Origin of the sequence: Mycobacterium sp., assembly GCF_002863225.1 — a bacterium.
Taxonomy (GTDB): Bacteria; Actinomycetota; Actinomycetes; order Mycobacteriales; family Mycobacteriaceae; genus Mycobacterium.
On sequence record NZ_PKEK01000007.1, the window covers coordinates 39,507 to 66,106 of the forward strand.

General features: G+C 65.8%; 17 protein-coding genes. 10 read left to right on the plus strand and 7 right to left on the minus strand.

Annotated features, from left to right (window positions below; genetic code table 11):
• Positions 1-309 precede the first annotated feature (309 nt).
• Together CYU59_RS01145 and CYU59_RS01150 are read left to right on the plus strand one after the other, a co-directional pair.
• Positions 310-1,545 carry a cytochrome P450 gene (locus CYU59_RS01145; RefSeq protein ID WP_292974933.1) on the plus strand — a complete coding sequence of 412 codons (1,236 nt, stop codon included), beginning with the start codon at positions 310-312 and terminating at the stop codon, positions 1,543-1,545.
• The gene (locus tag CYU59_RS01150) at positions 1,546-2,133 is read left to right on the plus strand and encodes a TetR/AcrR family transcriptional regulator (RefSeq protein WP_292974935.1); all 588 of its coding nucleotides are present in this window, start codon (positions 1,546-1,548) and stop codon (positions 2,131-2,133) included.
• Here CYU59_RS01150 and CYU59_RS01155 read toward each other — a convergent pair.
• Together CYU59_RS01155 and CYU59_RS01160 are read right to left on the minus strand one after the other, a co-directional pair.
• Entirely contained in the window at positions 2,114-3,250 is a 1,137-nt protein-coding gene (locus tag CYU59_RS01155) for an acyltransferase (RefSeq protein ID WP_292974937.1), read from the minus strand. The two genes, CYU59_RS01150 and CYU59_RS01155, sit on opposite strands and share 20 nt — an antisense overlap.
• Positions 3,247-4,956: a DEAD/DEAH box helicase gene (locus CYU59_RS01160; RefSeq protein ID WP_292974939.1), complete on the minus strand. Its 1,710-nt coding sequence runs from the start codon at positions 4,954-4,956 to the stop codon at positions 3,247-3,249. Before CYU59_RS01160 ends, CYU59_RS01155 begins: the two co-directional genes overlap by 4 nt.
• Before the next feature lie 99 nt (positions 4,957-5,055).
• On the opposite strand from CYU59_RS01160, the gene CYU59_RS01165 reads away from it, so the two are divergent.
• Positions 5,056-5,637 carry an LppP/LprE family lipoprotein gene (locus CYU59_RS01165; RefSeq protein ID WP_292974981.1) on the plus strand — a complete coding sequence of 194 codons (582 nt, stop codon included), beginning with the start codon at positions 5,056-5,058 and terminating at the stop codon, positions 5,635-5,637.
• Positions 5,638-5,720: 83 nt separating this feature from the next.
• Entirely contained in the window at positions 5,721-9,149 is a 3,429-nt protein-coding gene (locus tag CYU59_RS01170; protein WP_292974941.1) for a TM0106 family RecB-like putative nuclease, read from the plus strand.
• Here CYU59_RS01170 and CYU59_RS01175 read toward each other — a convergent pair.
• Together CYU59_RS01175 and CYU59_RS01180 are read right to left on the minus strand one after the other, a co-directional pair.
• Positions 9,146-11,149 carry an MFS transporter gene (locus CYU59_RS01175; RefSeq protein WP_292974983.1) on the minus strand — a complete coding sequence of 668 codons (2,004 nt, stop codon included), beginning with the start codon at positions 11,147-11,149 and terminating at the stop codon, positions 9,146-9,148. The two genes, CYU59_RS01170 and CYU59_RS01175, sit on opposite strands and share 4 nt — an antisense overlap.
• 83 nt (positions 11,150-11,232) lie before the next feature.
• Complete coding sequence (locus CYU59_RS01180) at positions 11,233-11,802, minus strand: PadR family transcriptional regulator (protein WP_292974943.1); 570 nt, start codon at positions 11,800-11,802, stop codon at positions 11,233-11,235.
• 268 nt (positions 11,803-12,070) lie between these two features.
• Between CYU59_RS01180 and CYU59_RS01185 the strand changes: the two genes are divergently transcribed.
• Together CYU59_RS01185 and CYU59_RS01190 are read left to right on the plus strand one after the other, a co-directional pair.
• Positions 12,071-12,826 carry a hypothetical protein gene (locus CYU59_RS01185; RefSeq protein ID WP_292974945.1) on the plus strand — a complete coding sequence of 252 codons (756 nt, stop codon included), beginning with the start codon at positions 12,071-12,073 and terminating at the stop codon, positions 12,824-12,826.
• 117 nt (positions 12,827-12,943) lie between these two features.
• A complete protein-coding gene (locus tag CYU59_RS01190) occupies positions 12,944-16,681 on the plus strand; it encodes a multifunctional oxoglutarate decarboxylase/oxoglutarate dehydrogenase thiamine pyrophosphate-binding subunit/dihydrolipoyllysine-residue succinyltransferase subunit (RefSeq protein ID WP_292974947.1) in 3,738 nt (1,245 codons plus the stop codon).
• Between the two features lie 108 nt (positions 16,682-16,789).
• Here CYU59_RS01190 and CYU59_RS01195 read toward each other — a convergent pair whose 3' ends face one another.
• Positions 16,790-19,708: an RND family transporter gene (locus CYU59_RS01195; protein WP_292974949.1), complete on the minus strand. Its 2,919-nt coding sequence runs from the start codon at positions 19,706-19,708 to the stop codon at positions 16,790-16,792.
• Positions 19,705-20,142: an MmpS family transport accessory protein gene (locus CYU59_RS01200; protein WP_292974951.1), complete on the minus strand. Its 438-nt coding sequence runs from the start codon at positions 20,140-20,142 to the stop codon at positions 19,705-19,707. Before CYU59_RS01200 ends, CYU59_RS01195 begins: the two co-directional genes overlap by 4 nt.
• Before the next feature lie 326 nt (positions 20,143-20,468).
• On the opposite strand from CYU59_RS01200, the gene CYU59_RS01205 reads away from it, so the two are divergent.
• Genes CYU59_RS01205 through CYU59_RS01215 form a run of 3 tightly spaced genes read left to right on the plus strand, consistent with a single transcriptional unit; the run spans position 20,469 to position 23,502 of the window.
• Entirely contained in the window at positions 20,469-21,245 is a 777-nt protein-coding gene (locus CYU59_RS01205; protein WP_292974985.1) for a phthiotriol/phenolphthiotriol dimycocerosates methyltransferase, read from the plus strand.
• A 52-nt stretch (positions 21,246-21,297) separates the two neighbouring features.
• Complete coding sequence (locus CYU59_RS01210) at positions 21,298-22,665, plus strand: cytochrome P450 (protein WP_292974953.1); 1,368 nt, start codon at positions 21,298-21,300, stop codon at positions 22,663-22,665.
• Between the two features lie 30 nt (positions 22,666-22,695).
• Positions 22,696-23,502, plus strand: coding sequence for a phthiotriol/phenolphthiotriol dimycocerosates methyltransferase (locus CYU59_RS01215; RefSeq protein WP_292974955.1), 807 nt, complete (start codon positions 22,696-22,698; stop codon positions 23,500-23,502).
• Between the two features lie 7 nt (positions 23,503-23,509).
• Here CYU59_RS01215 and CYU59_RS01220 read toward each other — a convergent pair whose 3' ends face one another.
• Positions 23,510-25,003: an NAD(P)/FAD-dependent oxidoreductase gene (locus CYU59_RS01220; protein WP_292974957.1), complete on the minus strand. Its 1,494-nt coding sequence runs from the start codon at positions 25,001-25,003 to the stop codon at positions 23,510-23,512.
• A gap of 484 nt (positions 25,004-25,487) precedes the next feature.
• On the opposite strand from CYU59_RS01220, the gene CYU59_RS01225 reads away from it, so the two are divergent.
• A complete protein-coding gene (locus CYU59_RS01225; protein WP_292974987.1) occupies positions 25,488-26,513 on the plus strand; it encodes a diiron oxygenase in 1,026 nt (341 codons plus the stop codon).
• The last annotated feature ends 87 nt before the right edge of the window (positions 26,514-26,600 follow it).

Consider the following 26,600-nt stretch of genomic DNA (forward strand, 5'->3'; position numbering starts at 1 on the left):
GACGCGGCGGCAGAGGCCGTCATCTCCAATTGGCTTCGCGTCGGCGGCCCCGGCCTTGCCGAGCCACCAAAAATGCTCGCCCAGCACCGTTTTCAACCGTGTCGTTCAAATCGCTGACGCCAGCGAGCACTCGGGCTCACGTGCCGCCGCATATCGGGTGAGCCGTTAATCGAAAATCCGCTGCCGCGAGGGCGGTGATGCGCGGCACGCGCAGGTGGTCGCCGAGATGGGCTGTGGGGGTGTTTCGTCCCTGCCCACCTCCGAGTGACAACGGTTGACATTCCTCGCCAGCTGTCGTAGCAATAAGACATGACGGCAACTTTGTCTCACTCCCCTCGGTTCCAGTTGGCCACCGCCGAGACGTGGGCCGAGCCCTGGCCGATGTACCGCGCGCTGCGCGACCACGACCCGGTGCACCACGTCGTCCCGCCGGCCAAGCCCGACGACGACTACTACGTGCTGACCCGGCATGCGGACATCTGGGCCGCGGCGAAAGACCACGAGACGTTCTCGTCGGCCCAGGGCCTGACCATCAATTACGGCGACCTGGAAATGATCGGTCTGGCCGACAATCCGCCGATGGTGATGCAGGATCCTCCAGTGCACACCGAGTTTCGGAAACTGGTGGCCCGCGGCTTCACCCCGCGACAGGTGGAGGCGGTCGAACCCAAGGTCCGCGAATTCATCGTCGAGCGCCTCGACCGGCTGATCGCCAACGGCGGTGGCGACATCGTCACCGAACTGTTCAAGCCGTTGCCGTCGATGGTGGTGGCGCACTACCTGGGCGTGCCTGCGCAAGACCGCGGCCAATTCGACGGCTGGACCGAAGCCATCGTCGCGGCCAACACCGCCGAAGGCGGCATTGCTGCGGCGCTCGCGAGCGTCGGCGAAGCGGTCGGCTCGATGATGGCCTACTTCGGCGAGCTGATCGAGCGCCGTCGCGTGGAACCCGAGGACGACACCGTCTCGCATCTCGTCGCCGCGGGTGTCGGCGCCGACGGCGACATCGCCGGCACGCTGTCGATCCTCGCGTTCGTCTTCACGATGGTCACCGGCGGAAACGACACCACTACCGGAATGTTGGGTGGTGCAGTGCAACTGCTGCACCAGCGGCCCGATCAGCGGCGCCTGCTGGCCGACAATCCGGACCTGGTCCCGGGCGCCGTCGACGAGTTTCTGCGACTGACCGCGCCGGCACAGGCGCTGGCCCGCACGGTGACGCGCGACGTGACGATTGAAGGCACCAGCATCCCGGCAGGTCGTCGTGTGCTGCTGGTCTACGGCTCCGGCAACCGCGACGAACGCCAATTCGGCACTGACGCAGGTGAACTCGATGTCACGCGGCACCCGCGCAACCTGCTGACTTTCAGCCACGGCGCGCATCACTGCCTCGGGGCCGCCGCCGCCCGGATGCAGTCGCGGGTCGCGCTGACCGAACTGATGGCCCGCTGCCCCGATTTCGAGGTCGACGAGGACGGCATCGTCTGGGCCGGCGGTAGCTACGTGCGACGCCCGCTGTCGGTACCGTTCCGGGTCACGTCCTAGATGCCGGCCAGCGACTGGCTCGCCGAACGCCGCGGCGAAGTCGCCGCCGACCGCATCCTCGACGCCGCCGAGAACCTGTTCACCCGCAACGACCCCGGTTCGGTGGGCATGAACGAGATCGCCAGAGCCGCAGGCTGTTCCCGCGCGACGCTGTACCGCTACTTCGAGAACCGTGAGGCGCTGCGCAGTGCCTACGTGGCCCGCGAGACCCATCGACTGGCCGAGTCGATCGACGTCGACGAGATCAGCGATCCGCAGCAGCGACTGGTCGCCGGCATCATCACCACGCTTCGCCTGGTCCGCGAAAGCCCGGCGTTGTCAGCCTGGTTCGCGACCACGTCGGGCCCACTCGGCGCCGAAATGGCCGAGCAATCCGACGTGATCACCGCGCTGGCCAACGCATTCGTCACCTCGCTGGGCGACGACGATCCGGCCAACGTAGCGGGCCGCGGACGATGGCTGGTCCGCGCGATCACGTCGCTGCTGATCTTCCCGGGCCGCGACGAGGACGACGAGCGGGCGATGCTGACCGAGTTCGTGGCCCCGGTCGTGGTACCCGCTAACAAGGTCAGCCGGGCACCCGGGTGAACCGATGCAGCAGCCAAGCCGGCGGAATGGTCATCAGCATCGTCACAAGGAACAGCCCAACCATTGATCCGGTGTAGACGTGATCGCGCATGACGTAGACCATGGCGAAATCCATGACTATCAAATGGATGAGAAAGATTTCATAAGAGATCTCGCCCAACCACACCACCGGCCGGCTTGCCAGTAGTCGGGCGTAGAAACCACTGTTACCAAGCGCCAACGGCGCCACCGTCAGCGCTGAGATCACCGCGTACAAGATCGCTTTCCAAATCGCCTGCGACAATCCGAGCGGCGAGGTGGTCGGATCACCCGCGAGCGGCGTGGACGCGATGAGGTAGCAGATGGCGGCCAGCGGCAACGCGACAAATCCGTAGCAGCGCACACCCATCGCTTCGAGCACCGTCAGCGCCATGCCGGCCAGAAACCAGATCAGGTAGGTGGGTAGCCAGAGTCGGGTTCCGCTGAAAACCGGCGTCAGGAGATGTGTGCCGACCAACCACGCCGGCGAGATCAGCGCCAGTGCGGCAACGCCTCCCAGCAACAGCCTCGGCCGCCATTGCCGTCGGCACAGCACGACCATCAGCAGGTAAGCCAACAGCGGAAGCGCGACGTAGAACGAGGCTTCCACCGCCAGGCTCCACAACTGGGTGAGACCTTGATGAATGTAGGCCCGCATGTAGTTGAAGGTGTAGATCTGGGTCAGCGTGAGGTTGCGCAGCAATCCGAACCAGCTGTGGCCGTTGTTCGGCGTGGCATGCCGAAAGTGGTAGATGACAAAGGCGATCAACACAGTCACGACGTGGGCCGGCATGATGCGTCGCACCCGGTGCCCGGCGTAGCGGGCGACCGAGGGGTCGGGCCCGCCGGTCGCAGCCGCCTTCACCCACGGCCGGAACAGCAGGTAGCCGGACAGCACGAAGAAAATCGGGACGCCCATCTCCATCCGCGAACACAACAAGCCGAAATAACCATGGCTGTACTTGCCGGTCGCGTAGGCCGCGTGGGTGCCCACCACCAGGGTCGCGGCGAGGGCCCGGACACCGGTCAGCGAGGCGATTCGATCCGGCCCGGAGACCTGTTCGAGTCCGCCCTGATCCGCGGTGTCGGTATCGGTCATCCCTTGTGGTCCCGTCGCGGCGCGCCACGATTGCCGCCACGGTTCTTGTTCGGTGCCCGGTCAGGCTGCAAATTGATCAGCACGCCCGAAATACGGGTCTTCTCAAGCTTTTTCAGCGTCTCGCGGGATAATTTGGCCGGCAGTTCCACCAGCGAAAAGTCCGGCTTGATGGTGATGTGGCCGAAATCGCTACGATGCAGGCCGCCTTCGTTGGCAATGGCGCCGACGATCGAGCCTGGCCCGACCTTGTGCCGCTTGCCGACCGCGATGCGATAGGTGGCCAGCCCCTGTCTGGGACCGTCACCGGGGCCGCGTGCCGCCCTGGCCGGCCGGTCCTGGTATTCCCGGGACCGGCGTTCGGGCGGTGGCTCGGGCGCCAGCAAAAAGGCCTCGCCGTCGCGCGACTGCGCCGCCAGCGCCGCGGCGATGTCGGCCATCGGCACGTCGTGATCGCGTTCGTAATCCGCGACCAGACGCCGGAACAACTCGATACCGGGTGCGCCGAGGCTGTTGGTGATCGAATCGGCGAATTTCGCCACCCGTTGCGCGTTGACGTCGTCGACGCTGGGCAGTTGCGCCTCGATCAGCTTCTGCCGGGTCGCCTTCTCGATTGCCTTGAGCAGGTGGCGCTCGCGCGGAGACACGAAAAGCAGTGCGGCGCCGGACCGTCCGGCCCGGCCGGTTCGCCCGATCCGGTGCACGTAGGACTCGGTGTCATGCGGGATGTCGTAGTTCAGCACGTGCGAGATCCGCTCGACGTCCAGCCCACGGGCCGCCACGTCGGTGGCGACCAGGATGTCGATGCCGGTGCCGCCACCTTTTTTGAGAGCGGCGATGGTCCGCTCACGCACGGCCTGCGGGATGTCACCGTTGATGGCCGCCGCGGAAAAGCCTCGGGCGCGCAGCTTTTCGGCGACCTCTTCGGTGGCCTGCTTGGTGCGGACGAAGACGATCATCGCCTCGAACGGCTCGACTTCGAGGACGCGGGTGAGCGCATCCATCTTGCGTCTACCTTCGACCTGGATGTAGCGCTGCGAAATGTTCTCGGCTGTCGTGGTTTTCGCCTCGACCTTGACCTCGGTCGGGTCGTGCAGATATTTGTTGCTGAGCTTGCGGATTGCCGGCGGCATGGTCGCCGAGAACAACGCCACCTGCTTATACTCCGGCGTCTCGGCCAGGATCCGTTCGACTTCCTCGGCGAAACCCATCGTGAGCATCTCGTCGGCCTCGTCGAGCACCAGATAGTCCACCCGGGACAGGTCCAGCGTCCCGCGCTCGAGATGGTCGATCACCCGGCCCGGCGTGCCGACCACCACCTGCGCACCGCGCTTCAGCCCGGCCAGCTGCGTCGTGTAGGACGCTCCGCCGTAGATCGGCAGCACGTTGATCTGCGGTAGGTGCGTGCCGTACCGGCTGAACGCCTCGGCCACCTGCAGCGCCAACTCCCGCGTCGGCGCCAGTACCAGCGCCTGGGTGGCCTTGCTGGCGGTGTCGATCTTGGACAGAATCGGGACCGCGAACGCCGCCGTCTTGCCGGTCCCGGTCTGCGCCAGCCCGACCACGTCCGAGCCGCTCATCAGGGCCGGAATCGTCGCCGCTTGGATAGCCGACGGCGACTCGTAACCGACGTCGGAGAGCGCCTGCAGCACCGAGGGGTGAATCTGCAGGTCGGCGAAGGTCACGGTGTCATCATCAGAGGCGCTCATCTCGGGAAAAAAGTTTACGGCGTCATCGACGGTCGCACGGCCACGCCTGCCGCGTCGACCGGGCCGGGCGAGGTACCGTGCGGCGTTGTGTGGACACGACTGTGCAGTTCGGGTGGCATCGGCTACCTGACCGGACCGATCGCGGCCGCACTGCTTGCCGTCACGATGAGTGGGTGTGGATCAGGGGATTCGACCGTCGCCAAGACGCCGGAGCCCACCACCCACGCCGCCACGACACCCCATTCCGCGGCGCCGGCGCCCTCGTCGGCCGTCGCCGCTCCCCCGACCAGCGCCGGGCCCGTCGACCCATGCGCGGTCAACCTCGCCGATCCCGCCATCGCCCGCGGAGTGTCGGAGTTGCCGCACGACCCGCGCAGCCAGCAGCCGTGGAACCCCGAGCCGCTGGCCGGCAACTTCAACCAGTGCGCGCAGCTGTCCGCGGTGATCGTGAAGGCCAACACCAACGCCGAGAGCCCCAACACCAGAGCGGTGCTGTTCCATCTTGGCAAGCTCATCCCACCGCAGGGCGTGCCGGACACTTACGGCTTCAACGGCCTCGACAACTCGCAGTGCACCGGTGACACGGTTGCGCTGAGCTATTCCGGCGGCATCGGCCTGCCCAGCGTGGTCAAGTTCCGCTGGAACGGCAACGGGGTGGAATTGATCGCCAACGCCGGCTGATCGGACGGTCGGCCTTCTCCTCGGGCCGTTCCGGCCCGCATCGTCGCCCGACGTTGTCGGTAGCGCCGCCTAGAGTGACTGCTGTGTTCATGGCAGGCGACAGCGTCATCTACAGTGCCTCGGATCTGGCATCCGCGGCACGGTGTGAATACGCCCTGCTGAGGGAATTCGATGCGAAACTCGGTCGGGGGCAACGCGTCACGGTCACCGACGAATTGCTCGATCGCACCGCGACCCTGGGTGACGAGCACGAGCAACGCCGGCTCGACCAGCTTCGCGACGTGCGCGGCGAGGTCGCGGTCATCGGCCGGCCGGTGCCGTTCACCGTCGACAACGTCACCGCGGCGGCAGACCAGACCCGGCGGGCCGTCGAGCGCGGCGTCGACGTCGTCTACCAGGCCGCGATGTTCGACGGCCGCTTCGTCGGGTTCGCCGATTTCCTGGTGCTCCGTGACGGGAAGTATCAGGTCTCCGATACCAAGCTGGCCCGGTCGGCCAAGGTCACCGCGCTTCTTCAGATCGCCGCCTACGCAGAAACGTTGAGCCAGAAAGGAATTGTGGTACATCCGGAAGCCGAGCTGATTCTCGGCAACGGCTCCGTGGTCACCTACCAGGTCGACGAGCTGATTCCGGTGTATCGCGAACAACGCGCGCGATTGCAGCGCCTGCTCGACGAGCACCTCGCCCAGGGCTCCCCGGTGAGCTGGGACGACACCGGCGTGCGCGCTTGCTTCCGCTGCCCGGCCTGCGAAGAGCAGGTGCGTGCTACCGACGATCTGTTGCTGGTTGCGGGCCTGCGCGTCACGCAGCGCGCGAAATTGCTCGACGCCGGCATCACGACCGTTGCCGAATTGGCCGCCCACGACGGTCCGGTGCCCGACGTGTCTGCTCGCTCGCTCACCGCGATGGTCGCTCAGGCCCGACTGCAGATGCTTCAACGCGTGAGCGGCACAGCGCAATTCGAGGTGGTGGACGCGCAACCGCTGACGCTGTTGCCCAACCCCGACGAGGGCGACCTGTTCTTCGACTTCGAGGGCGACCCGCTGTGGACCGCCGACGGCGTCGACTGGGGCCTGGAGTATTTGTTCGGTGTTCTCGAAGGTGGCAGGGCGGGCAGATTCCACCCGCTGTGGGCGCACGACCGGCCAGACGAGCGGCAAGCCCTGATCGATTTTCTTGCGCTGGTGGCCAAGCGGCGCAAGCGATATCCGAACATGCACGTCTACCACTACGCCGCCTACGAGAAGACCGCCCTGCTGCGGCTGGCCGGACGCCACGGTGTCGGTGAGGACGAAGTCGACGACCTGCTGCGTAGCGGGACTCTGGTCGACCTGTATCCGATTGTGCGCAAGAGCATTCGGACCGGCTCGGAGTCGTTGAGCCTCAAGGCGCTCGAGCCGCTGTACATGGGATCGCGGTTGCGATCGGGCGATGTCACGACGGCCACCGACTCGATCACGCAGTACGCGAAATACAGCGAGTTGCGCGCCGACGGTGAACTCGACGACGCCGCGGCCGTGCTCAAAGAGATCGAGGACTACAACCAGTACGACTGCGTGTCCACTCGCGAGCTGCGCAATTGGCTGCTGATCCAGGCGTTCGAGGGTGGTGTCACTCCGCTTGGCGCGCAACCGGTTTCCGAGGGCGGCGCCATCGAGGAACCGGACGCGCTGGCAATGAAGCTGGAGGAGTTCTCCGGCGTCGCGGCGAGCGCCGACCGCACTCCCGAGCAAACGGCGGTCGCGCTGGTGTCGGCCGCCCGTGGGTATCACCGCCGGGAGGACAAGCCGTTCTGGTGGGCCCACTTCAACCGGCTGAACTACCCCGTCGACGAATGGTCCGGCGATGCTGACGTTTTCGTGGTCGACCAGGCGAAGGTCGCGGTCGACTGGAACAAGCCGCCGCGCGCGCAGAAAATGCAGCGACGGTTGCAGCTGACCGGTGAACTGGCCCGGGGCGCGCTCAACTCCAAGGTGTACGCGCTCTACGAGCCGCCGGCACCGGCCGGCCTGACCGACAACCCCGACCGGCGTGCGACCGGGCACGCCGAGGTGGTCGAGTGCGATGACCCGACTGTCCCGACCGAGGTCATCATCCTGGAGCGAACTCCGCCGGACGGCAACACCTTTCACGAGCTGCCGTTTGCGCTGACGCCGAACGGGCTGGTCAACACCAAGCCACTGCGCGAAGCCGTCGAACGGGCCGCGGTCGACGTCGCTGCGGCACTGCCAGACCTTCCCGACACCGCGGCGATGGACATCCTGCTGCGCCGCCCGCCGCGGACCCGCAGCGGCGCCGGCCTCCCGCGGCACGGTGACGCCATCGACGACATCACCGCCGCCGTAGCCGACCTCGATTGCTCCTACCTCGCGGTGCACGGTCCGCCGGGCACCGGCAAGACCTATACGGCCGCGCATGTGATCACCCGGCTGGTCGCCGAATCCGGCTGGCGCATCGGCGTCGTCGCGCAGTCACACGCCGTGGTGGAGAACCTGCTGCAGGGCACGATCGACGCCGGCATCGACCCGGCACGGGTCGCCAAGAAGAATGCCGACCGCGGCCACGTCGACTGGCAGGTGATCGGCGACAGCGAGTACGCCGCCTTCATCAGCAGCACAACAGGGTGTGTGATCGGTGGAACGGCGTGGGACTTCGCCAACCCGGGCCGGGTTCCGCCGGGCAGCCTGGACCTGCTCGTCATCGACGAGGCCGGCCAGTTCTGTCTGGCCAACACCATCGCGGTGGCCGCCGCGGCCGCGAACCTGCTGCTGCTCGGCGACCCACAGCAGCTGCCCCAGGTCAGCCAGGGCACCCATCCCGAACCGGTCGACGGCTCCGCGTTGGGCTGGCTGGTCGAACACCACCGCACCCTGCCCGCCGAACGCGGCTACTTCCTGGACCGTTCGCGGCGAATGCATCCCGCGGTGTGTGCCCCGGTATCGACGTTGGCCTACGAGGGCAGGTTGCAGCCCCTCGCCGAAGTCACCGCGGCGCGGCAGTTGGACGGGCATCCGCCGGGGCTACAGGTGCTTCGCGTCCAACACGAGGGCAATTCGACCGAGAGCCCCGAGGAAGCCGACGCCATCGCCGACCTGATTCAGACGCTGGTCGGCCGGGCGTGGACCACCGAGAAAGGCACCCGGCCCTTGACGCCCGCCGACGTGCTGGTCCTGGCGCCGTACAACGCTCAGGTCGTGCTGCTGCGTCGACACCTGGCCGACGCGGGACTCGGCGAGGTGCGGGTGGGGACCGTCGACAAGTTCCAGGGTGCCGAGGCGCCGGTGGCGATCGTGTCGATGACCGCGTCGTCCGTCGAGGACATCCCGCGCGGAATCCCGTTCTTGCTCAAACGGAATCGGCTCAACGTCGCGATCAGCCGAGCGCAGTACTGCGCGGTTGTCGTGCGTGCGGACGCGCTGACCGAGTACCTGCCTGCCGCGCCGACCGGCCTGGTGGAGCTCGGCGCCTTTCTCGCGTTGACGACGCCCGATCGTGCCGCGCCCGACGTTTAGCGCCGTCGCGGACCTTGGTCGGGATCGGGACGGGGTCGCCGGCTGGGCGGCGGCCGGTGCTGGCCGTTGCGCCGGTCGTCAGGGAAAGTGGCCCCGCCGTAGGTGTCGATGATGTCGTCGAACGCCGGCTGTTCGGGCTCGACCCCCCGGCGCGTCGGCGGCGGGAATTGCTCGACCGGAGCGAATCGCTGGTCGTCCTCGTCGCGAGATCCGTTGGGAGTGTCCCTGACCGCCGCGATCTCGGTGGTCGCGGTCGTGTCGTCGAGCAGGCTGTGCCACGACTCGACCGGCGCGCTGCGCCAGCTCTCGGCCGGTGCCGCCAGCGGCGGCTCCCGATGGGTGGCCAGCGGCTCGGTGAGCGGCTCGGCAGCACGCCCGCGGGCCGGCGGAGCGGGCGGCGCTTGTCGCCGCGGCGCAGCGGGCCGGGGCGGGGTCAGCGTGTACTCGACGTAGTCGTCGTCATCGTCGAAGCCTTCCCGGTAGCCGTCGAATCCACTCGCGAAGCCCTCCGGGGCGCTGGGCCGTACCCGAACCCGACGGGTCGGCGCGTCCGGGCCGCCTGAGGCGGTCCCGTCGGCGGGCAATTCGCCGTCCGTCGACGCCCCATCGGATCCGATCAGGAAGATCGCCGCACCGATCCCGAACAACGCGACGAACGCCGGCAACAGCATCGACTGCGACATCGCGGCGGCGAACGGCTCGTGCAGGAATTCCGGCATCTCAAGGCCTCCGCCTTCGCCGGCCGGTGGGCCCGACCCACCGTCGGGCATCGGCCCCAGCGCGGAGGTGATGCGCGACGTCATGAACGACGCCATCGCCGCGCTGCCCAGCACGGCGCCCACCTGACGCGTCGCGTTGAAGACCCCGGAGCTGGCGCCGGCGAACTGCGGCGGCAGATTGCGGGTCGCCGTCGCGGTGATCGGCGCCCAGATGAAGGCATTCGAAACACCCAGGACGAAGAACGGCAGCACCAATTCCCAGATCGGGGTGGTCGGCGTCATCACGATCGACAGCCAGGTGAGACCGATTGCCAGACAGGAGAACCCGAATCCGACAACCGGGCGCGGGTGTACGAGATCAACCAGCCGGCCGCCGACCGGCGCCAGCACGCCGCTGGTGATGGCCATCGGCGCGGTCAGCAGCGCCGCCCGGGTCGGCGACAATCCGCACACCGACTGGGCGTAGAACATCAGCGGCAGGATCATCGCGGTGGCCGCGAATGCGATGACGACCGCCGCGGCATTGCACAGCCCGAAGTCGCGGTAGCGGAATATGTCCAGCGGGATCAGCGGCTCGTAGTGGCTGATCGACTGCCAGTACACGAACGCCGTCATGAACCCGATCCCGGCGACCAGCACCGCCCAGATCCACGGCGCCCAGTGGTGGGACTGGCCCTCCTGCAGGGAGAACACGATCAGGAACATCCCCACCCCGGACAGCGCCACGCCGACGAGGTCGAAGCGGTGCTTCTGGGTGGGCAGGTCCGGCACCAGCCACACGGCCAGCGCCAGGCCGATGACGCCGATCGGCACGTTGACGAAGAAGATCCACGCCCAGCCCATCGCGTCCACCAGCACGCCACCGGCCAGCGGCCCGACCAGCGTGGCCACCCCGGCGGTGGCGCCCCACACACTCGTCGCCACCCCGCGGCCCTCTTGCGGAAATATCCGGGTGATGAGCGACAGCGTCTGCGGGCTCATCACCGCGGCACCGATGCCCTGGGCCACCCGCGCGGTGATCAGCATCCCGATGGTGCCGGACAGGCCGCACCACAGCGAGGCGGCGGTGAAGACGGTCAAACCGATCACATACAGGTTCTTCGGGCCGAATCGGTCCCCGAGCCGGCCGGCCACCAGCAGCGGCACCGCGTAGGCGAGCAGGTAGGCACTGGTCACCCAGATGACCGTGTCGTAGCCGGTGCCGAGCTTCACCATGATGCTGGGGTTGGCGACCGCGACGATCGTCGAGTCCAGCAGGATCATGAAGAAGCCGACCATCATGGCCCACAGCGCGTTCCACGGCTTCACGTCGTCAGGATTCGACGCCGGCTCACCGCCCGGGCGCCGACGTGCAGTCGCCGTCGTCATGTCTTCACCCCGTCCGTTCGTAGCCCCGACCGATCGGATCGCATCGAGCCGGCAAAGCCTCGCAGCCAGGACAGCTCGGACCGCGTGGTTGCCAGCAGGTAGTCGAATGCCACCAGGTATCCGGCGGGTGTGATGCCGGCATCCCGCAGCGCCATGATGTCTGCGGCGCGGGACTCCAGCGCCCCAACCCGGTCTTCCACTGCATTCAGCGCGGCATCGTCGTCCAGCGTATCGATCTCCGCGAGTGCAACCGCGAACTGCGGAAACTCGTGCGCCGGCACCGCGATGAGTTCACCGACCCGATCGGCGAGCGCCTCGGCCCCGGCGTCGGTGATCTCGTAGATGGCCCGCTCGGGCCGTTTGCCGTCGCGTGCGGTGCCCGCGCGACGGATCAGCTTCTCGTCGGTGAGGCGGTCGACGACGTGGTAGAGCGATCCGGGGCGGACCTTCACGATGCGGTCGGCATGCCGCTCGACCAGCGTCTGGACCATCTCGTAACCGTGCATCGGGCGTCCGCGCAGCAGCGCCAGCACCGAGATTCCCAGTGCGGTGAGTTGATAGGCCATCGGCTTTCCGTCTTGTTTGGGATCGTCGCGGTCACTCTCCGGACCGGGAGCGAATCTGCCTGTGTCCTCGCACCTGTCTGCGGTGGATTATTCCTAACGGACTATTCGAACGGACGGGTGGCCCCACGTCGCCGGAGGCCGGCGCTAGCCTGAGATAACGTCACTGCCCGCGAAGGACCCGGGGATTGCAGCAATGCCGCCGGGTGACAATGCGGGTTGCGAAGCGGCCCGGGGAAGAACCCGGGTCCACCACGACCCGGAGGCTTCCATGTTCGCCCGACGGAAACGGTCATCGGCCGACTCGCTGCCCGCGACCACCGAAGGCAAGCCGAAGAGGTCGGCGCGGGCGCTGGCCAGCATCATCGAGCGCAGCTCGCGTATTCAAGGACCTGCCGCGACGGCCTACGTGGAGCGGCTGCGCCGCGCCGACCCCGAAGCCAGCCCCGCTGCAATCGTGTCGAAGCTGGAGAAGCGCTACGTGACCGCGGTGACGGCCAGCGGCGCCGCCGTCGGTTCGGCCGCGGTGCTGCCCGGGTTGGGCACGTTGGCGGCGCTGTCGGCGTCGGCCGGTGAGACCGCGGTGTTCCTGGAGGCGACGGCGTTTTACGCGCTGGCGGTCGCGTCGGTGTACGGCATCTCGACCGACGACCGGGAGCGACGACGCACGCTGGTGCTGTCGGTACTGGTCGGGGACGACAGCAAGCACGCCATGTCCGAACTGATCGGCGGCGGGCGCACCAGCGGGGCGTGGTTGTCCGAAGGGATGGCCTCCCTGCCGATGCCGGCGTTGTCGCAGCTGAACTCGCGCCTGCTCAAGCGGGCGGTCCGGCGCTTCACTCTGCGTCGTAGCGCACTGTTGTTCGGCAAGGTCCTTCCGGTCGGGATCGGTGCCGGTATCGGCGCCGTGGGCAATCGGCTGGCGGGCAAGCGGATCGTGCAGAACGCGCGCCAGGCCTTCGGAACGCCGCCGGCGAAGTGGCCGGTCACCCTGCACCTGCTGCCGTCGGCGTCCGACGCGCACTGAGCGGGGCGCTGATCGAACTCACATGGCGGATCGCCGCTGAAGGGTTAGCCTTTATGGGGCCAATGACAAGCGTGGGAGAGCGCTTTCCGGACAGAGGAATCGAGGCGAGCAGCTGCTGTGAGCAGTACGAGTTCACCATTCGGACAGAACGAATGGTTGGTCGAGGAGATGTACCGCAAATTCCGTGACGACCCGTCCTCGGTCGACGCGAGCTGGCACGACTTTCTGGTCGACTACAACCCCGACCCGGCCGCCGATGCGCCCGCTGAGCTGAAGCCGGCCAAGCCGGCGCCCCCGCCTGCCGCAGCTCCTCCGCCCGCAGCTCCCCCGCCCGCAGTCACTCCCCCGCAGGCCGCGCCCGTTCCCGCCGCGTCCGGTAACGGCGCGCCCACCACCCCGAAACCCGCCGCACCGCCGGCCGCCGAAGCTCCGAAGCCGGCCTCCAAGCCGTCCGGGCCCCCGCCCGCCGAGGGCGACGAGAACCAGATACTGCGCGGAGCGGCCGCAGCGGTCGTAAAAAACATGTCGCAGTCGCTGGAGCTCCCGACGGCGACCAGCGTTCGGGCCATCCCGGCCAAGCTGATGATCGACAACCGCGTGGTGATCAACAACCAGCTGAAACGCACCCGCGGCGGCAAGGTTTCGTTCACCCACATTCTCGGCTACGCCCTGGTGCAGGCGCTGAAGAGCTTCCCGAACCTGAACCGGCACTACGCCGAGATCGACGGCAAGCCGAACGCGGTGACACCCGCCCACATCAACTTGGGTCTGGCCATCGACCTGCAGGGCAAGGACGGCAAGCGATCACTGGTGGTCGCCGGGATCAAGCGTTGCGAGGCCATGAGTTTCGGCCAGTTCGTCGCGGCATACGAGGACATCGTCCGGCGGGCCCGCGACGGCAAGCTGACCGCCGAAGACTTTGCCGGCGTGACGATTTCGCTGACCAACCCCGGCACCATCGGCACCGTGCACTCGGTGCCGCGACTGATGGCCGGTCAGGGCGCGATCATCGGCGTGGGTGCGATGGAATATCCCGCCGAGTTCCAGGGCGCCAGCGCCGAGCGGATCGCCGAGTTGGGCATCGGCAAGCTCATCACCCTGACCTCGACCTACGACCACCGCATCATCCAGGGCGCGGAGTCCGGTGACTTCTTGCGCACCATTCACGAACTGCTTCTCGCCGACGGTTTCTGGGACGAGCTGTTCCGCGAGATGGGTGTGCCCTACCTGCCGATTCGGTGGAGCACCGACAACCCCGACACGATCGTCGACAAGAACGCCCGCGTGATGGAGTTGATCGCGGCCTACCGCAACCGCGGGCATCTGATGGCCGACATCGACCCACTTCGGTTGGACAACACCAGGTTCCGTAGCCACCCCGACCTCGAGGTGGTCACCCACGGGCTGACCCTGTGGGACCTCGACCGGGTGTTCAAGGTCAACGGCTTCGGCGGCTCGGAGTACAAGAAGCTGCGCGACATCCTGGGGCTGTTGCGCGACGCCTACTGCCGGCACATCGGCGTCGAGTACACCCACATCCTCGACCCCGAACAGCAGCGCTGGCTGGAAGAACGCGTCGAGACCAAGCACGTCAAACCGACTGTGGCGCAGCAGAAGTACATCCTGAGCAAGCTGAACGCCGCCGAGGCGTTCGAGACCTTCCTGCAGACCAAATATGTTGGGCAGAAGCGGTTCTCACTTGAAGGCGCCGAGAGCACCATCCCGCTGATGGACGCCGCCATCGACCAGTGCGCCGAGCACGGCCTGGACGAAGTCGTCATCGGCATGCCGCACCGCGGCCGGCTGAACGTGCTGGCCAACATCGTCGGCAAGCCGTACTCGCAGATCTTCAGCGAGTTCGAGGGCAACCTCAACCCCGCCCAGGCGCACGGCTCCGGTGACGTCAAGTACCACCTCGGCGCCACCGGTGTGTACATCCAGATGTTCGGCGACAACGACATTCAGGTGTCGCTGACGGCGAACCCGTCGCACCTGGAGGCTGTCGACCCGGTGCTGGAAGGCCTGGTCCGGGCCAAGCAGGACCTGCTCGACAAGGGCGAGGGCGAACGCGGCAACTCCGTCGTGCCGATGATGCTGCACGGCGACGCCGCCTTCGCCGGGCAGGGTGTGGTCGCCGAGACGCTGAACCTGGCCAAGCTGCCCGGCTACCGGGTCGGCGGCACCATCCACATCATCGTCAACAACCAGATCGGGTTCACCACCGCACCGGAGTACTCGCGATCCAGCGAATACTGCACCGACGTCGCGAAAATGATTGGCGCCCCGATCTTCCACGTCAACGGCGACGACCCGGAAGCCTGCGTCTGGGTGGCCAAGCTGGCAGTCGACTTTCGGCAGAAGTTCAAGAAAGACGTCATCATCGACATGCTGTGCTACCGCCGGCGCGGGCACAACGAGGGCGACGACCCGTCGATGACGAACCCGTACATGTACGACGTCGTCGACGTCAAACGCGGCGTCCGCAAGACTTACACCGAAGCGCTGATCGGCCGTGGCGACATCTCGATGAAGGAGGCCGAGGACGCACTGCGCGACTACCAGGGCCAACTCGAGCGGGTCTTCAACGACGTCCGCGAATTGGAGAAGCACGGCGTTCAGGCGAGCATGTCGGTGGAGTCCAACCAGATGCTCGCGGCCGGCCTGGACACCGCCGTCGACAAGGCCCTGCTGGCCCGCATCGGCGACGCATTCCTCGCTCTGCCAGACGAATTCGCCGCTCACCCGCGCGTGACTCCGGTGTTGGAGAAGCGCCGCGAGATGGCCTACGAAGGCAAGATCGACTGGGCCTTCGGCGAATTGCTGGCGCTGGGCACGCTGGTGGCCGAAGGCAAGCTGGTGCGGTTGTCCGGTCAGGACACCCGACGCGGCACCTTCTCCCAACGGCATTCGGTGATCATCGACCGTCAGACCGGCGAGGAGTTCACCCCGCTGCAGCTGCTGACCATCGACAAGGACGGCAACCCGACCGGCGGCAAGTTCATGGTGTTCGACTCACCGCTGTCGGAGTACGCGGCGGTCGGTTTCGAGTACGGCTACACCGTCGGCAACCCGGACGCATTGGTGTTGTGGGAGGGGCAGTTCGGCGACTTCGTCAACGGCGCCCAGTCCATCATCGACGAATTCATCAGCTCCGGTGAGGCCAAGTGGGGCCAGTTGTCCAGCGTGGTGCTGCTGCTGCCGCACGGCCACGAAGGCCAGGGCCCCGACCACACCTCGGGCCGCATCGAGCGCTTCCTGCAGCTGTGGGCCGAGGGATCGATGACGATCGCGGTGCCGTCGACTCCGGCCAACTATTTCCACCTGCTGCGCCGCCACGCCCTCGACGGGGTGCAGCGCCCGCTGATCGTGTTCACCCCGAAGTCGATGCTGCGCAACAAGGCCGCGGTCAGCGACATCCGGGCCTTCACCGAGGACAGGTTTCACTCGGTGCTCGAAGAGCCGACCTACGAAGAGGGCATCGGCGACCGCAACAAGGCCACGCGGATGTTGTTGACCAGCGGCAAGATCTACTACGAGCTGGCCGCTCGCAAGGCCAAGGAGAACCGGGACGATGTCGCGATCGTGCGCATCGAGCAGCTTGCCCCGCTGCCGTTCCACCGCCTCCAGGAGACGCTGGATCGCTACCCGAACGTCAGCCAGTACTTCTGGGTGCAGGAGGAGCCGGCCAACCAGGGCGCATGGCCGCGGTTCGGTCTCGAGCTGCCTGAGCTGTTCGACGACAAACTGGTTGGCATCAAACGGATTTCACGTCGCGCGATGTCGGCACCGTCGTCGGGCTCGTCGAAGGTGCACGCCGTCGAGCAGCAGGAGATCCTCGACGAGGCGTTTCGCTGACCGGTTGAGCGTGGCACTGCTGCCGTCAGTCTCGTCGAGTTCGACGCTGGCGCGGTAGTCCGCGAGTGCGCAGCACGCCGGCGTCGATCTCGGCGCCTGAAACCCCGGCTAGCGGCGTACCGCGCCCTCGTAGGCGGCGTGCGTTCCGCCGGCGGGCAGCGGTCCGGTGGCGTCGGGGTCGTCCGATGTCACCGGTCGACGCCGGATCCGTGGCGGCCGCGATGCGACGTTCATCGGCCACCAGAACCAGCGGCCCAACAACGTTGCGATCGACGGCATCAGGAATGACCGCACGATCAACGTGTCGAACAGCAGGCCAAGCCCGATGGTGGTACCCACCTGTCCCACCGCGAGGTTGTCGCTGACCAACATCGACGCCATGGTGAAGGCGAACACCAGACCCGCCGCCGTCACCACCCTGCCGGTGCCGCCCATCGCCCGGATGATGCCGGTCTTGAGGCCGGCGCCGATCTCCTCCTTGAAGCGGGCAACCAGCAGCAGGTTGTAGTCGGATCCGACGGCAAGCAGGATGATCACCGACATCACCATTGTCAGCCAGTGCAGCTTGACGCCGATGATGTACTGCCACAACAGAACCGACATGCCGAATGAGGCGGCCAGCGACAACGCGACGGTCCCCACGATCACCAGTGCGGCCACCAGGCTGCGGGTGATCAGCAGCATGATGATGAAGATCATGCACAGCGACGAGATCCCGGCGATCATGAAGTCATAGTTGGAGGCTTCGCGCAGATCCTTGAAAGTGGCTGCGGTGCCTGAGATGTAGACCTTCGCGTCCTCCAGTGCGGTCCCTTTCAGCGACTCGTAAGCAGCTGTCCGGATCGCGTTGATGCGCGACATTCCCTCGCTGGTCGCTGGATCGCCCTTGTGCGAGATCATGAACCGCGCAGCCTTGCCGTCCGGCGACAGGAACAGACTCTCGACCCGCTGGAAATCGGGATTGGCGAAGACCTCGTGCGGCAGGTAGAAGGAATCGCCGGTCTTCGCGTCGTCGAAGTCCTTGCCCATCGCGGTCGCGTCGTTGCTGAGCTCACTGGCCTGGTCGAAAATCCCCGACATCGTGCTGTGCATCGTCAGCACCATGGTGCGCAAGCTCCGCATCGCGTCGATCTGCGACGGCAGCATCGCGACCAGCTGCGGCACCACGACGTCGACGCTGTCGATGTCCTTGATCAACTCGCCGAGCTTCTCGCTCAGCTTGTCGACGCCGTCGGTCGCGTTGTACGCCGACCGGATCCCCCAACACGTCGGGATGTTGTAGCAGTGGGTGTCGGCGTAGAAGTAGCTGCGCAGCGGCCGGAAGGTGTCGTCGAAGTCGGCGATGTCGTCGCGCACCTGATTGGTGATGGCCAGGGTGTCTTTGGTGAGACCGGTGATGTGGTGCGTGGTGCCGACCAGCTGGTTCATCAACACGTTCACATGCTCCAGCGCGTGGATGGTGCCGCCCAGCTGGTCGGTCAACTTCGACATGTCATCGAGTCGGCCCTTGGCGACCTGCAGGTTTTGCAGCTGACCGGCGTTCTGCATGCTGAGCAGGAACGGAATCGAGGTGTGCTCGAGCGGAGTGCCCTGCGGCCGGGTGACACTTTGAACCCGGGCGATCCCCTCGACCCGGAAGATGGCCTTGGCCAGTTTGTCCAGCACCAGGAAGTCGGCCGAGTTGCGCATGTCGTGATCGGATTCGATCATCAGGACTTCCGGCATCATCCGCGCCTGCGAGAAGTGCCGTTCGGCGGCGGCCATTCCGACGTTGCCCGGGGTGTCGTTCGGAATGTAGTCACGGTCGATATAGCTGACTTTGTAACCCGGCAGGGCCAGCAGGCCGACCATGGTGATTGCCAGGGTTGCCGCCAGAATGGGCGCCGGCCAACGCACCACTGCCGTGCCGACCCGCCGCCAGCCACGCACACTGTGCAGCCTTTTGGGCTCCAGCAGACCGAACCGGCTGCCCACCGCAATCACCGCCGGAACCAGCGTCAACGCCACGGCGACCGCGACCAGCATGCCGACCGCGCACGGTGCGCCGAGAGTCTGGAACACCGGAAGACGCGCAAAACTGAGGCACAGAGTCGCGCCCGCGATCGTCAGTCCCGACGCCAGGACTACGTGTGCCACACCGCGGTAGGCGGTGAAATACGCCGTCTCACGGTCTTGCCCGGCGTGCCGCGCCTCGTGATAGCGACCGATGAAGAAGATGCCGTAGTCAGTGCCCGCCGCGATCGCCAGGGAGACCAGCATGTTGGTGGCGAACGTCGAGAGCCGGATGACGTCGATCTGCGCCAGGAACGCGACAATGCCGCGGGCAGCGGCCAATTCGACGCCGACCATGGCCAGCAGCAGCGCCACCGTGATGACCGAGCGGTAGACGACCAGCAACATCAGGAAGATCACCACGACGGTGGTGACCATGATCTTGACCACCGTCTTGTCGCCGCTGGTGTTCCCGTCGGCGGCGATGGCGGCCGGCCCGGTGACATAGGCCTTCACGCCCGGTGGCGCGGGAACGCTGTCCACGACCTTGCGCACCCCGGCAACCGAATTGTTCGACGACGTCTCACCCTGGTTGCCGACCAGGTTCAGCTGCACGTAAGCGGCCTTGCCGTCAGAGCTCTGGGCGCCCGCCGCCGTCAGCGGGTCGCTCCAGAAGTCCTGGATGTGCTGCACGTCCGCGTGGTCGGCTTTGAGCCGGGTGATGATCTGTTGGTAGTAGCGGTGCGCGGCGTCGCCGAGCGGTTTGTCGCCTTCGAGGACGATCATCGCCATCGCATCGGAGTCGGACTCTTTGAAGTCCTTGCCGATGCGCGCCATGGCTTTGACCGACGGCGCGTCGTGGACACCGAGCGACACAGCGTGCTCGCGGGCGACCTGCTCGAGCGGCGGAACCGCGATGCTGAAGAACGCGCTGATCAGCAGCCAACCCAGGATGACGGGCACAGCGAGCCGCCGGACGACCCGGGCCACGAAGGTGCCGACGCCCTGTTCCTGCTGCAAGTGATGGCTGGTCATGCGCCGTTGACCCGGCAGAAGGTGAAGGCCTTCAATTCGTTCGAGATCCTCTCGGCTTTGACCTGACCGTCCACCACGATCCGGCAGCCCAGGCTGTTGCCGTCACTCTGGGCGACCAGATTGGCCACGACGGCCGCGCTGCGCGTCGTGATCTGTAACGACCAGGGTAGTCGGGCCGCTTGGACTAGTCGCAGGTCGGAATTGACACCAAGATAACTGATATCCGCCGCCGTGCCAGGTGGACCGAAAACCTCGTATACCAACGTCTTTTGCCGAAGCTGTGCGATGTTGTCGACATCGGAACTCGCGTAGGGCGAATACTTGTTGGAGCCCGAGGCGGCGCGGATCCGCGACACGGTGAAACCAGCACCTCCGATGACCGCCAGCACGATCAGCGGGACCCAAACCCGCTTCAGTACTGCAGCGAACGCCATTCGTTGCCCCGTCCCGAAGGCCTGTGGCGCTTCGATACGCAAGCGACCCGTGGGACGAGTAAACCATGGGCTCGTCGAGCGGCGTCAGGAGAATACTCCAAGCTTTGGCTAAGAAATCCCACAGCATCTCGAGGGCTCTCAGCTGCGGCGATAGCCCCGAACCGTCAAATCTCCAGAAGATCCTGCCATCCGGTCACGACGCGGTCGGCACCTGGTCCCAGCCGTGTTGTTCGTGGGGTTCGTTCGTCTGTCATACTTCCGCGATGGCCACCGCGAACCGCCTGACCCGTCGCCCACTGGTGCACCGACTGGTGATCAATCCCTTCATGTTTCGTCTGATTTTCCAGTCCAACGCCAAGGACCGGTTCGCCACCCAAACCAAACTGCTCGGCGGCGACGACTGGTTGTTCTTCAACTACGGATACGAAGAAGACCCGGCGATGGGCATTCCGCTGGACCCGGCCGACGAACCGCATCGGTATTTCATCCAGCTCTACCACCGCACCGCGACCCAGGTGGACCTGGCCGGCAAGAAGGTGCTGGAGTGCAGCAGCGGCCACGGCGGCGGGGCCTCATATCTGGTGCGCACCCAGCACCCGGCCTCCTACACCGGGCTCGACCTGAACCCGGCCGGCGTCGAGTTCGCCAAGAACCGGCACCACGTGCCCAACCTGGATTTCGTCGAGGGCAATGCCCTGGCGCTGCCGTTCGCCGACGAGTCTTTCGACGCACTGGTCAACGTCGAGGCCTCGCATCTGTATCCCGACGTGCCGAAGTTCTTCAGCGAAGTGAAGCGCGTACTCAAGCCCGGCGGCCACTTCCTCTACACCGACTTCCGTCCGCGCTCCGAGGTTGCCAAGTGGGAGTCGGACCGGGCCAACTCGGGGCTGCGGCAGCTGTCCGAAGCGATCATCGACCACAATGTGCTGCGCGGCAACGAGTTGAACGGCCCGCGTAAGCAGGAGCGGATCAGCCAGCACCACGGCTCGGCGGTCAGCCGCGCCTTCGCCCGTTACGCCAGCGACATGACCGACTGGGCCTTCAACGGCGCGCTGCGCGAAGGCGAGTACACCTACCGCGTGTACTTGTTCACCAAGGACTGACAGCGTCTCGGTACGCTGAAATCTGCTGGGACAGAAGGACAACGGGGGATACATGGCAACGGCAACCACCGATCCGGTGCGGCTGCCGCCCGCGCTGCGGCTGCCCATGATCGTCCAGAGCGTGCTGTTTCTGACCTCGCTGCAGTACTCCGTCGCGCCCAGACTCAGCCGGCACTACGGCGGCCCGTTCACCATCAAACTGCCGATCTTCGGCAAGACGATCGTGATCCACGACCGCGAGATCGTCAAAGACGTCTACAGCACCAGCTTCGACCTGATCGAACGCCCAACCAAGGTGCTGGGCCAGGCATTCGGGCCCGGTTCGACCTTCAGCCTGCTCGGCAAGGAGCACTCGGAGCGGCGAAAGTTGGTGCTGCCCAACTTCTCCGGTAAGCGGGTGAAGAACTACGAGAGCATCGTCGAGCAGGAAGTGCTCCGCGAGACCGCCGATTGGCCGGAGGGCCAGGAGTTCGAGACGCTCGAGACGATGACCCGCCTGACGCTCAACGCGATCATGCGGGCTACCTTCGGCGAGCGCGCCGACGCGCTGGACGAACTCAAAGCCGTCATCCCGTCGTTGATCACGCTGGGCTCTCTGATGCAGAGGATGCCGCCCGTCGTGCGACGCGAGTACGGATCCTGGAGTCCGGGCAGCAAGCTGGCAGGTTTTCGTCGGCGGTTCGACGCGGTGATCGACGAGCTCCTCGCCGAGGCACGCGCGGAGACCTCGCTCGAGGGTCGCGGCGACATGCTCGCACTGCTCATGCAGGCCCGCTACGAAGACGGCCAGCCGATCTCCGATCGCCACATCGCCGACGAGCTGCTCACTCTCGTCGCAGCCGGTCACGAAACCACCGCCTCCCAATTGGCGTGGGCCATCGAGCGGTTGCGGCGCCATCCCGAGGTCCTGCAACGACTCACCGAAGAAGTCGACGCCGGTGGATCCGACCTGCGTCAGGCGACCATCTACGAGATCCAGCGCGTCCGCCCCACGATCGCCGCCTCGCTGCGCACCACCAAGACCACGGTCCGCGTCGGCGAATGGGTTCTGCCCCCCGACACCGCGATCATGATCGACTTTCAGCTCGCCCACGAGTCGGACACCAACTACACCGACCCCGAGGCGTTCAACCCGGATCGTTTCCTCGGTGGCCCGCCGCCGTCATTCCGCTGGGTGCCGTTCGGCGGCGGCATAAACCGTTGCGTGGGAGCATCTTTCGCCCATATGGAGATGGACATCACGCTGCGGACGCTGTTGCGGGAGTTTCGCTTCACCTCCACCGACGCTCCTGACGAAAGCCGCAACTTCCGCGGCGTGGCGATCGCCCCGGGCAAAGGTGCCCGCGCGGTGGTCTTCCGCCGCACCGACGCCGCCGAACGTGACCGCGGCTCGGTCTCGGTCGCCGACCACAGCAGCTGACTCCAACGCTGGCCTGGCATACTTCCCGGCATGCCAACGACTAAGGACCGCGTCACCGATATCGGCTACCGCGGCTACAAAGCCTTCATGAACAAGGTTTGGTACCCGTTCCTCACCCGTCGGCTCAACTCGCAGGACGTCACCTTCCTCAACTACGGCTACGAGGGTGACCCGCCGCTGAACCTTCCGCTGGACGACGCCGACGCGGCCACGCGCTACTCGACCAACCTCTACAACCAGGTGGCCTCGCAGATCGACCTGACCGGCAAGAAGGTCCTGGAATGCAGCTGCGGGCACGGCGGCGGCGCGTCCTACATCGTGCGCACGTTCTCCCCCGCCGAGTACACCGGCCTGGATTACAACCCGGACGGTGTCGCCTACTGCAATGCTCACCACAAACTGCCCGGCCTGAACTTCGTGCACGGCAACGCCGAAGATCTGCCCTTCCCGGACAACACCTTTGACGCGATCGTGAATGTCGAAGCGTCGCATGCGTATCCGAACCTGGACAAGTTCCTGTCCGAGGTGAACCGGGTGCTGAAGCCGGGCGGCAGCCTGCTCTACGCCGACTTCCGCGGCCGGGCCGAATTCCCGGCCTGGGAGGGTGCTTTGGACGCGATGCCGCTGCGCCAGGTGTCCAAGCGGGTGATCAACGACGGCGTGATCCGCTCGCTGGACGCCAGCGCGCAACAGAAGCTCGACCTGATCAGCGCGCAGCTGCCGAAGTGGTTCCGGCCGTTCGGCCGTCACTTCGCCGGTGTGCCGGGTACCGGGATCTACAACGTCATCGAAAGCGGCGACGCGGAATACCGCATCTACCAGTTCATCAAGGACTGATCGCCGCTCAGGCGATCGCGTAGTCCGACATCGGGAAGGTTTCCTGCTCCTTCACCGCACTGCGCACCGAGGTCGGACGGAACAGCGGCGCTTCACCTTTGCCGGTGTGGTTCCTGAACCAGTAGGACCGCGAGCCGACGCAGTTGCCGAGTTCGAACGCGGAGTCCTTCATCAACGTGATCATCCGGTCGAGGAAGCGCGCGTTGGCGTCTTCGGTGACTTCGAAAGTCCGGGCGTCGCGGCGCTGCATCTCACCGAAAAGCCGTTCCATGTGCTTCATCTGGTACTCGACGGTGTTGAACCACGACAGGCCCACCCAGGCGTACGGGCTGGCCATCGACAGGAAGTTCGGGAAGCCGGGCATCGAAATGCCTTGGTAGGCCTGGAATTGGGTTTCCCGCCACCACTTTCCGAGGTTCTTGCCGTCGCGGCCGATCACCTCGATGGCCGGCAGGTTGGCCTCCCACACGTCGAACCCGGTGGCCAGGACCAGGGTGTCGATCACCCGCTTGGTGCCGTCGTTGGCGACGATTCCGTCGGGCTCGATCCGGTCGATTCCGTTGGTCTCCAGGTGCACGTGAGATTTCGCGAAGGCCCGATAGAAGTCGTTCGAGATCGTTGGCCGCTTGCAGCCGAAATCGAAGTCGGGGTCCAGCTTTCGGGACAGCTCCAGGTTGCGGACCAGCAGCAGCCGGTAGAGCCTCGAGAACTGCGAGATGCCCTTGTTGAACACCTTGAAGTACCGGAACTTCCACATCGTGATGACCATGGAGAATTCCAGGATCGCGTCGGTGTACCACCGCAGAGCGCGCTGGGTGGCCGGAAGCTTCGCGAAAAGCCGTTGCAACAACGGGAAGAACTTCATGTCGAATTTCGGCAGCACCCAGATCGGAGTGCGCTGATACACCGTCAGCTCGGCGACTTCTTTCGCCAGCTCCGGAACGACCTGCACGCCGGTGGAGCCGGTTCCGATCACAGCGGCGCGGCGACCGGCAGCCGAAAACTCGTCATCCCACACGGCGGTGTGGACGATGCGGCCACCGAACGTGTCGATGCCGGGGATATCGGGGATCTTCGGCTGACACAGGAACCCGGTCGCCGCGATCAGATATTGGGTGCTCAGCGTCTCGCCGCCGGCCAGCGCCAAGCGCCACAGCTGAGCGTCCTCGTCCCAGCGGGCACCCTCGACGGTGGTGTTGAACCGCATGAAGCGCCGGACGTCGTACTTCTCGGCCACGTTCGCCGCGTAGGTCTTGAGCTCTGAACCGGGCGCGTACATCCGCGACCAGTACGGGTTCGGCTCGAATCGGTAGGAGAACGTGGGTGACGGCTGGTCGACGGCGAGGCCCGGGTAGTGGTTGACATGCCACGTTCCACCGAGGTCGTCTTCGCGGTCGACGATCAGAATGTTCTCGTAACCCAGGCTGCTCAGCTGGATCGCGGCGCCGATTCCACCGAAACCCGCCCCCACGATGATGACATCGAATTGCTCCTCGCCCATAACCACTAAACGTACCTTGTGCTGCAGCTACGGTGAAATGACAGCGCGCGTCGTCGCCAGGGTGAAACCGGCCGCGATTGGATCACTGTCCAATACGCCGGTCCCACTCGCCGTGATTTCTAGGTCTGGCTGCGATCGGCAGCGCCGGGTGGGCACCTCAGCGACCTATGCGGGCCTCATCCCGTAACCTATGCAGCCGAAGCGTCAAGAGGCGGACAGCGACTGTGTACTGTTCAATGGAACTTGGCTGTTCGGGGCACAACCGAGACAACGGGTTGAGCTGACAGGGTGATTAAAAGATAGTCACAAGAATGAGGCCGTTCCGTATCAGGTCTTTCACTCTCACCCGGTAAGGTCCAAACCCATCTGTGCCCGAAACGCGCATGTGTAGAAAACAGCATGCTGAGCAGAGCCGGAGGGAGGCCTCGGTTTGCCGGTCACACTCGTGCTGGGTGCTGTACTTCTGGCGACCTTGTTGCTCTTCCTGGCGTGGACTCGCATGCTCACGCGGTGGCGGCGAAACATGGACGTCAGTGATGACGTCGAATACTGCGCCGCGCTGAACACCCTCTCCGAAGCGTCGGTTCGCCGCCACTTCAATCCGTACACGGATATCGACTGGAATTCCCCGGAGTTCGAGGTCAGGTCCGACGACCCGCGATGGGTCCTGCCGCCGAGCAACCCACTGGGCGGTCACTCGTGGTACCGAGACCTGCCGCTGGAGAAGCAGATTGAGGTTGGTCTGTGGCACCAGGCCAATACCGCGAAGGTGTCGCTGCAGCTGGAGAGCATCCTCATCCGCGGCCTGATGCACTACACGTTCTGGGTGCCCAACGGATCCCCTGAATACCGCTATTGCGTGCACGAATCCATCGAAGAGTGCAATCACGCGATGATGTTCCAGGAGCTGGTGAACCGGATCGGCGTCAACGTCGGCGGTATGCCCTGGTGGCTGCGGTGGATCTCGCCGGCGGTCCCGCTCTACGCCGGACCGCTGCCCGGCACCTTCTTCTTCGGAGTGCTCGCCGGCGAGCTTCCGATCCACCACATGCAGAAGGGCATGCTGCGCGAGGACTGGTCACCCCATCCGCTGATGGAGAAGGTGATGGCTATCCACGTGGCCGAGGAGGCCCGGCACATCTCCTTCGCCGACCAGTTCCTGGCCAAACGAGTGCCGAAAATGACCCGGCGGAGTCGGTTCACGCTGTCGCTGTACGTGCCGATTGTCATGCGGGTGTTGGGCCACGCGATCGTGGTTCCGCCGCGCGGCTTCTTCTGGAAGTTCGGCATCCCGCGTGCGGTTCGCAAGGAAATCTTCTTCGACGCGCCGGAATCACGTCAGGCTCTGCGTGACATGTACGGCGACGTGCGGATGCTGTGCGAAAGCGTCGGGTTGATGAACCCGTTCGCGCAGGTGCTCTGGCGGCTGTGCAAGATCGACGGTCAACCGTCGCGCTACCGTGGTGAACCCCGGCGCACGCAAGCACCCGCCCCGGTGGCCGCGGCTTAAAAGCGTTACCGCACAACGTATTAGCAGTATGCGCGTTGACGGTCACCGACTCTGGGCGATGAGCCGACGACGGTCCCAGGCGCATGC

Excerpts from the sequence above, each read along its gene's own strand:
- CYU59_RS01160 (WP_292974939.1), bottom strand. The coding sequence starts at position 4,956 with ATGAGCGCCTCTGATGATGACACCGTGACCTTCGCCGACCTGCAGATT.
- CYU59_RS01195 (WP_292974949.1), bottom strand. The coding sequence starts at position 19,708 with ATGACCAGCCATCACTTGCAGCAGGAACAGGGCGTCGGCACCTTCGTG.
- CYU59_RS01155 (WP_292974937.1), bottom strand. The coding sequence starts at position 3,250 with ATGACCGATACCGACACCGCGGATCAGGGCGGACTCGAACAGGTCTCC.
- CYU59_RS01200 (WP_292974951.1), bottom strand. The coding sequence starts at position 20,142 with ATGGCGTTCGCTGCAGTACTGAAGCGGGTTTGGGTCCCGCTGATCGTG.
- CYU59_RS01205 (WP_292974985.1), top strand. The coding sequence starts at position 20,469 with ATGTTTCGTCTGATTTTCCAGTCCAACGCCAAGGACCGGTTCGCCACC.
- CYU59_RS01220 (WP_292974957.1), bottom strand. The coding sequence starts at position 25,003 with ATGGGCGAGGAGCAATTCGATGTCATCATCGTGGGGGCGGGTTTCGGT.
- CYU59_RS01145 (WP_292974933.1), top strand. The coding sequence starts at position 310 with ATGACGGCAACTTTGTCTCACTCCCCTCGGTTCCAGTTGGCCACCGCC.
- CYU59_RS01215 (WP_292974955.1), top strand. The coding sequence starts at position 22,696 with ATGCCAACGACTAAGGACCGCGTCACCGATATCGGCTACCGCGGCTAC.
- CYU59_RS01210 (WP_292974953.1), top strand. The coding sequence starts at position 21,298 with ATGGCAACGGCAACCACCGATCCGGTGCGGCTGCCGCCCGCGCTGCGG.
- CYU59_RS01185 (WP_292974945.1), top strand. The coding sequence starts at position 12,071 with ATGTTCGCCCGACGGAAACGGTCATCGGCCGACTCGCTGCCCGCGACC.
- CYU59_RS01180 (WP_292974943.1), bottom strand. The coding sequence starts at position 11,802 with ATGGCCTATCAACTCACCGCACTGGGAATCTCGGTGCTGGCGCTGCTG.
- CYU59_RS01150 (WP_292974935.1), top strand. The coding sequence starts at position 1,546 with ATGCCGGCCAGCGACTGGCTCGCCGAACGCCGCGGCGAAGTCGCCGCC.
- CYU59_RS01175 (WP_292974983.1), bottom strand. The coding sequence starts at position 11,149 with ATGATGGTCGGCTTCTTCATGATCCTGCTGGACTCGACGATCGTCGCG.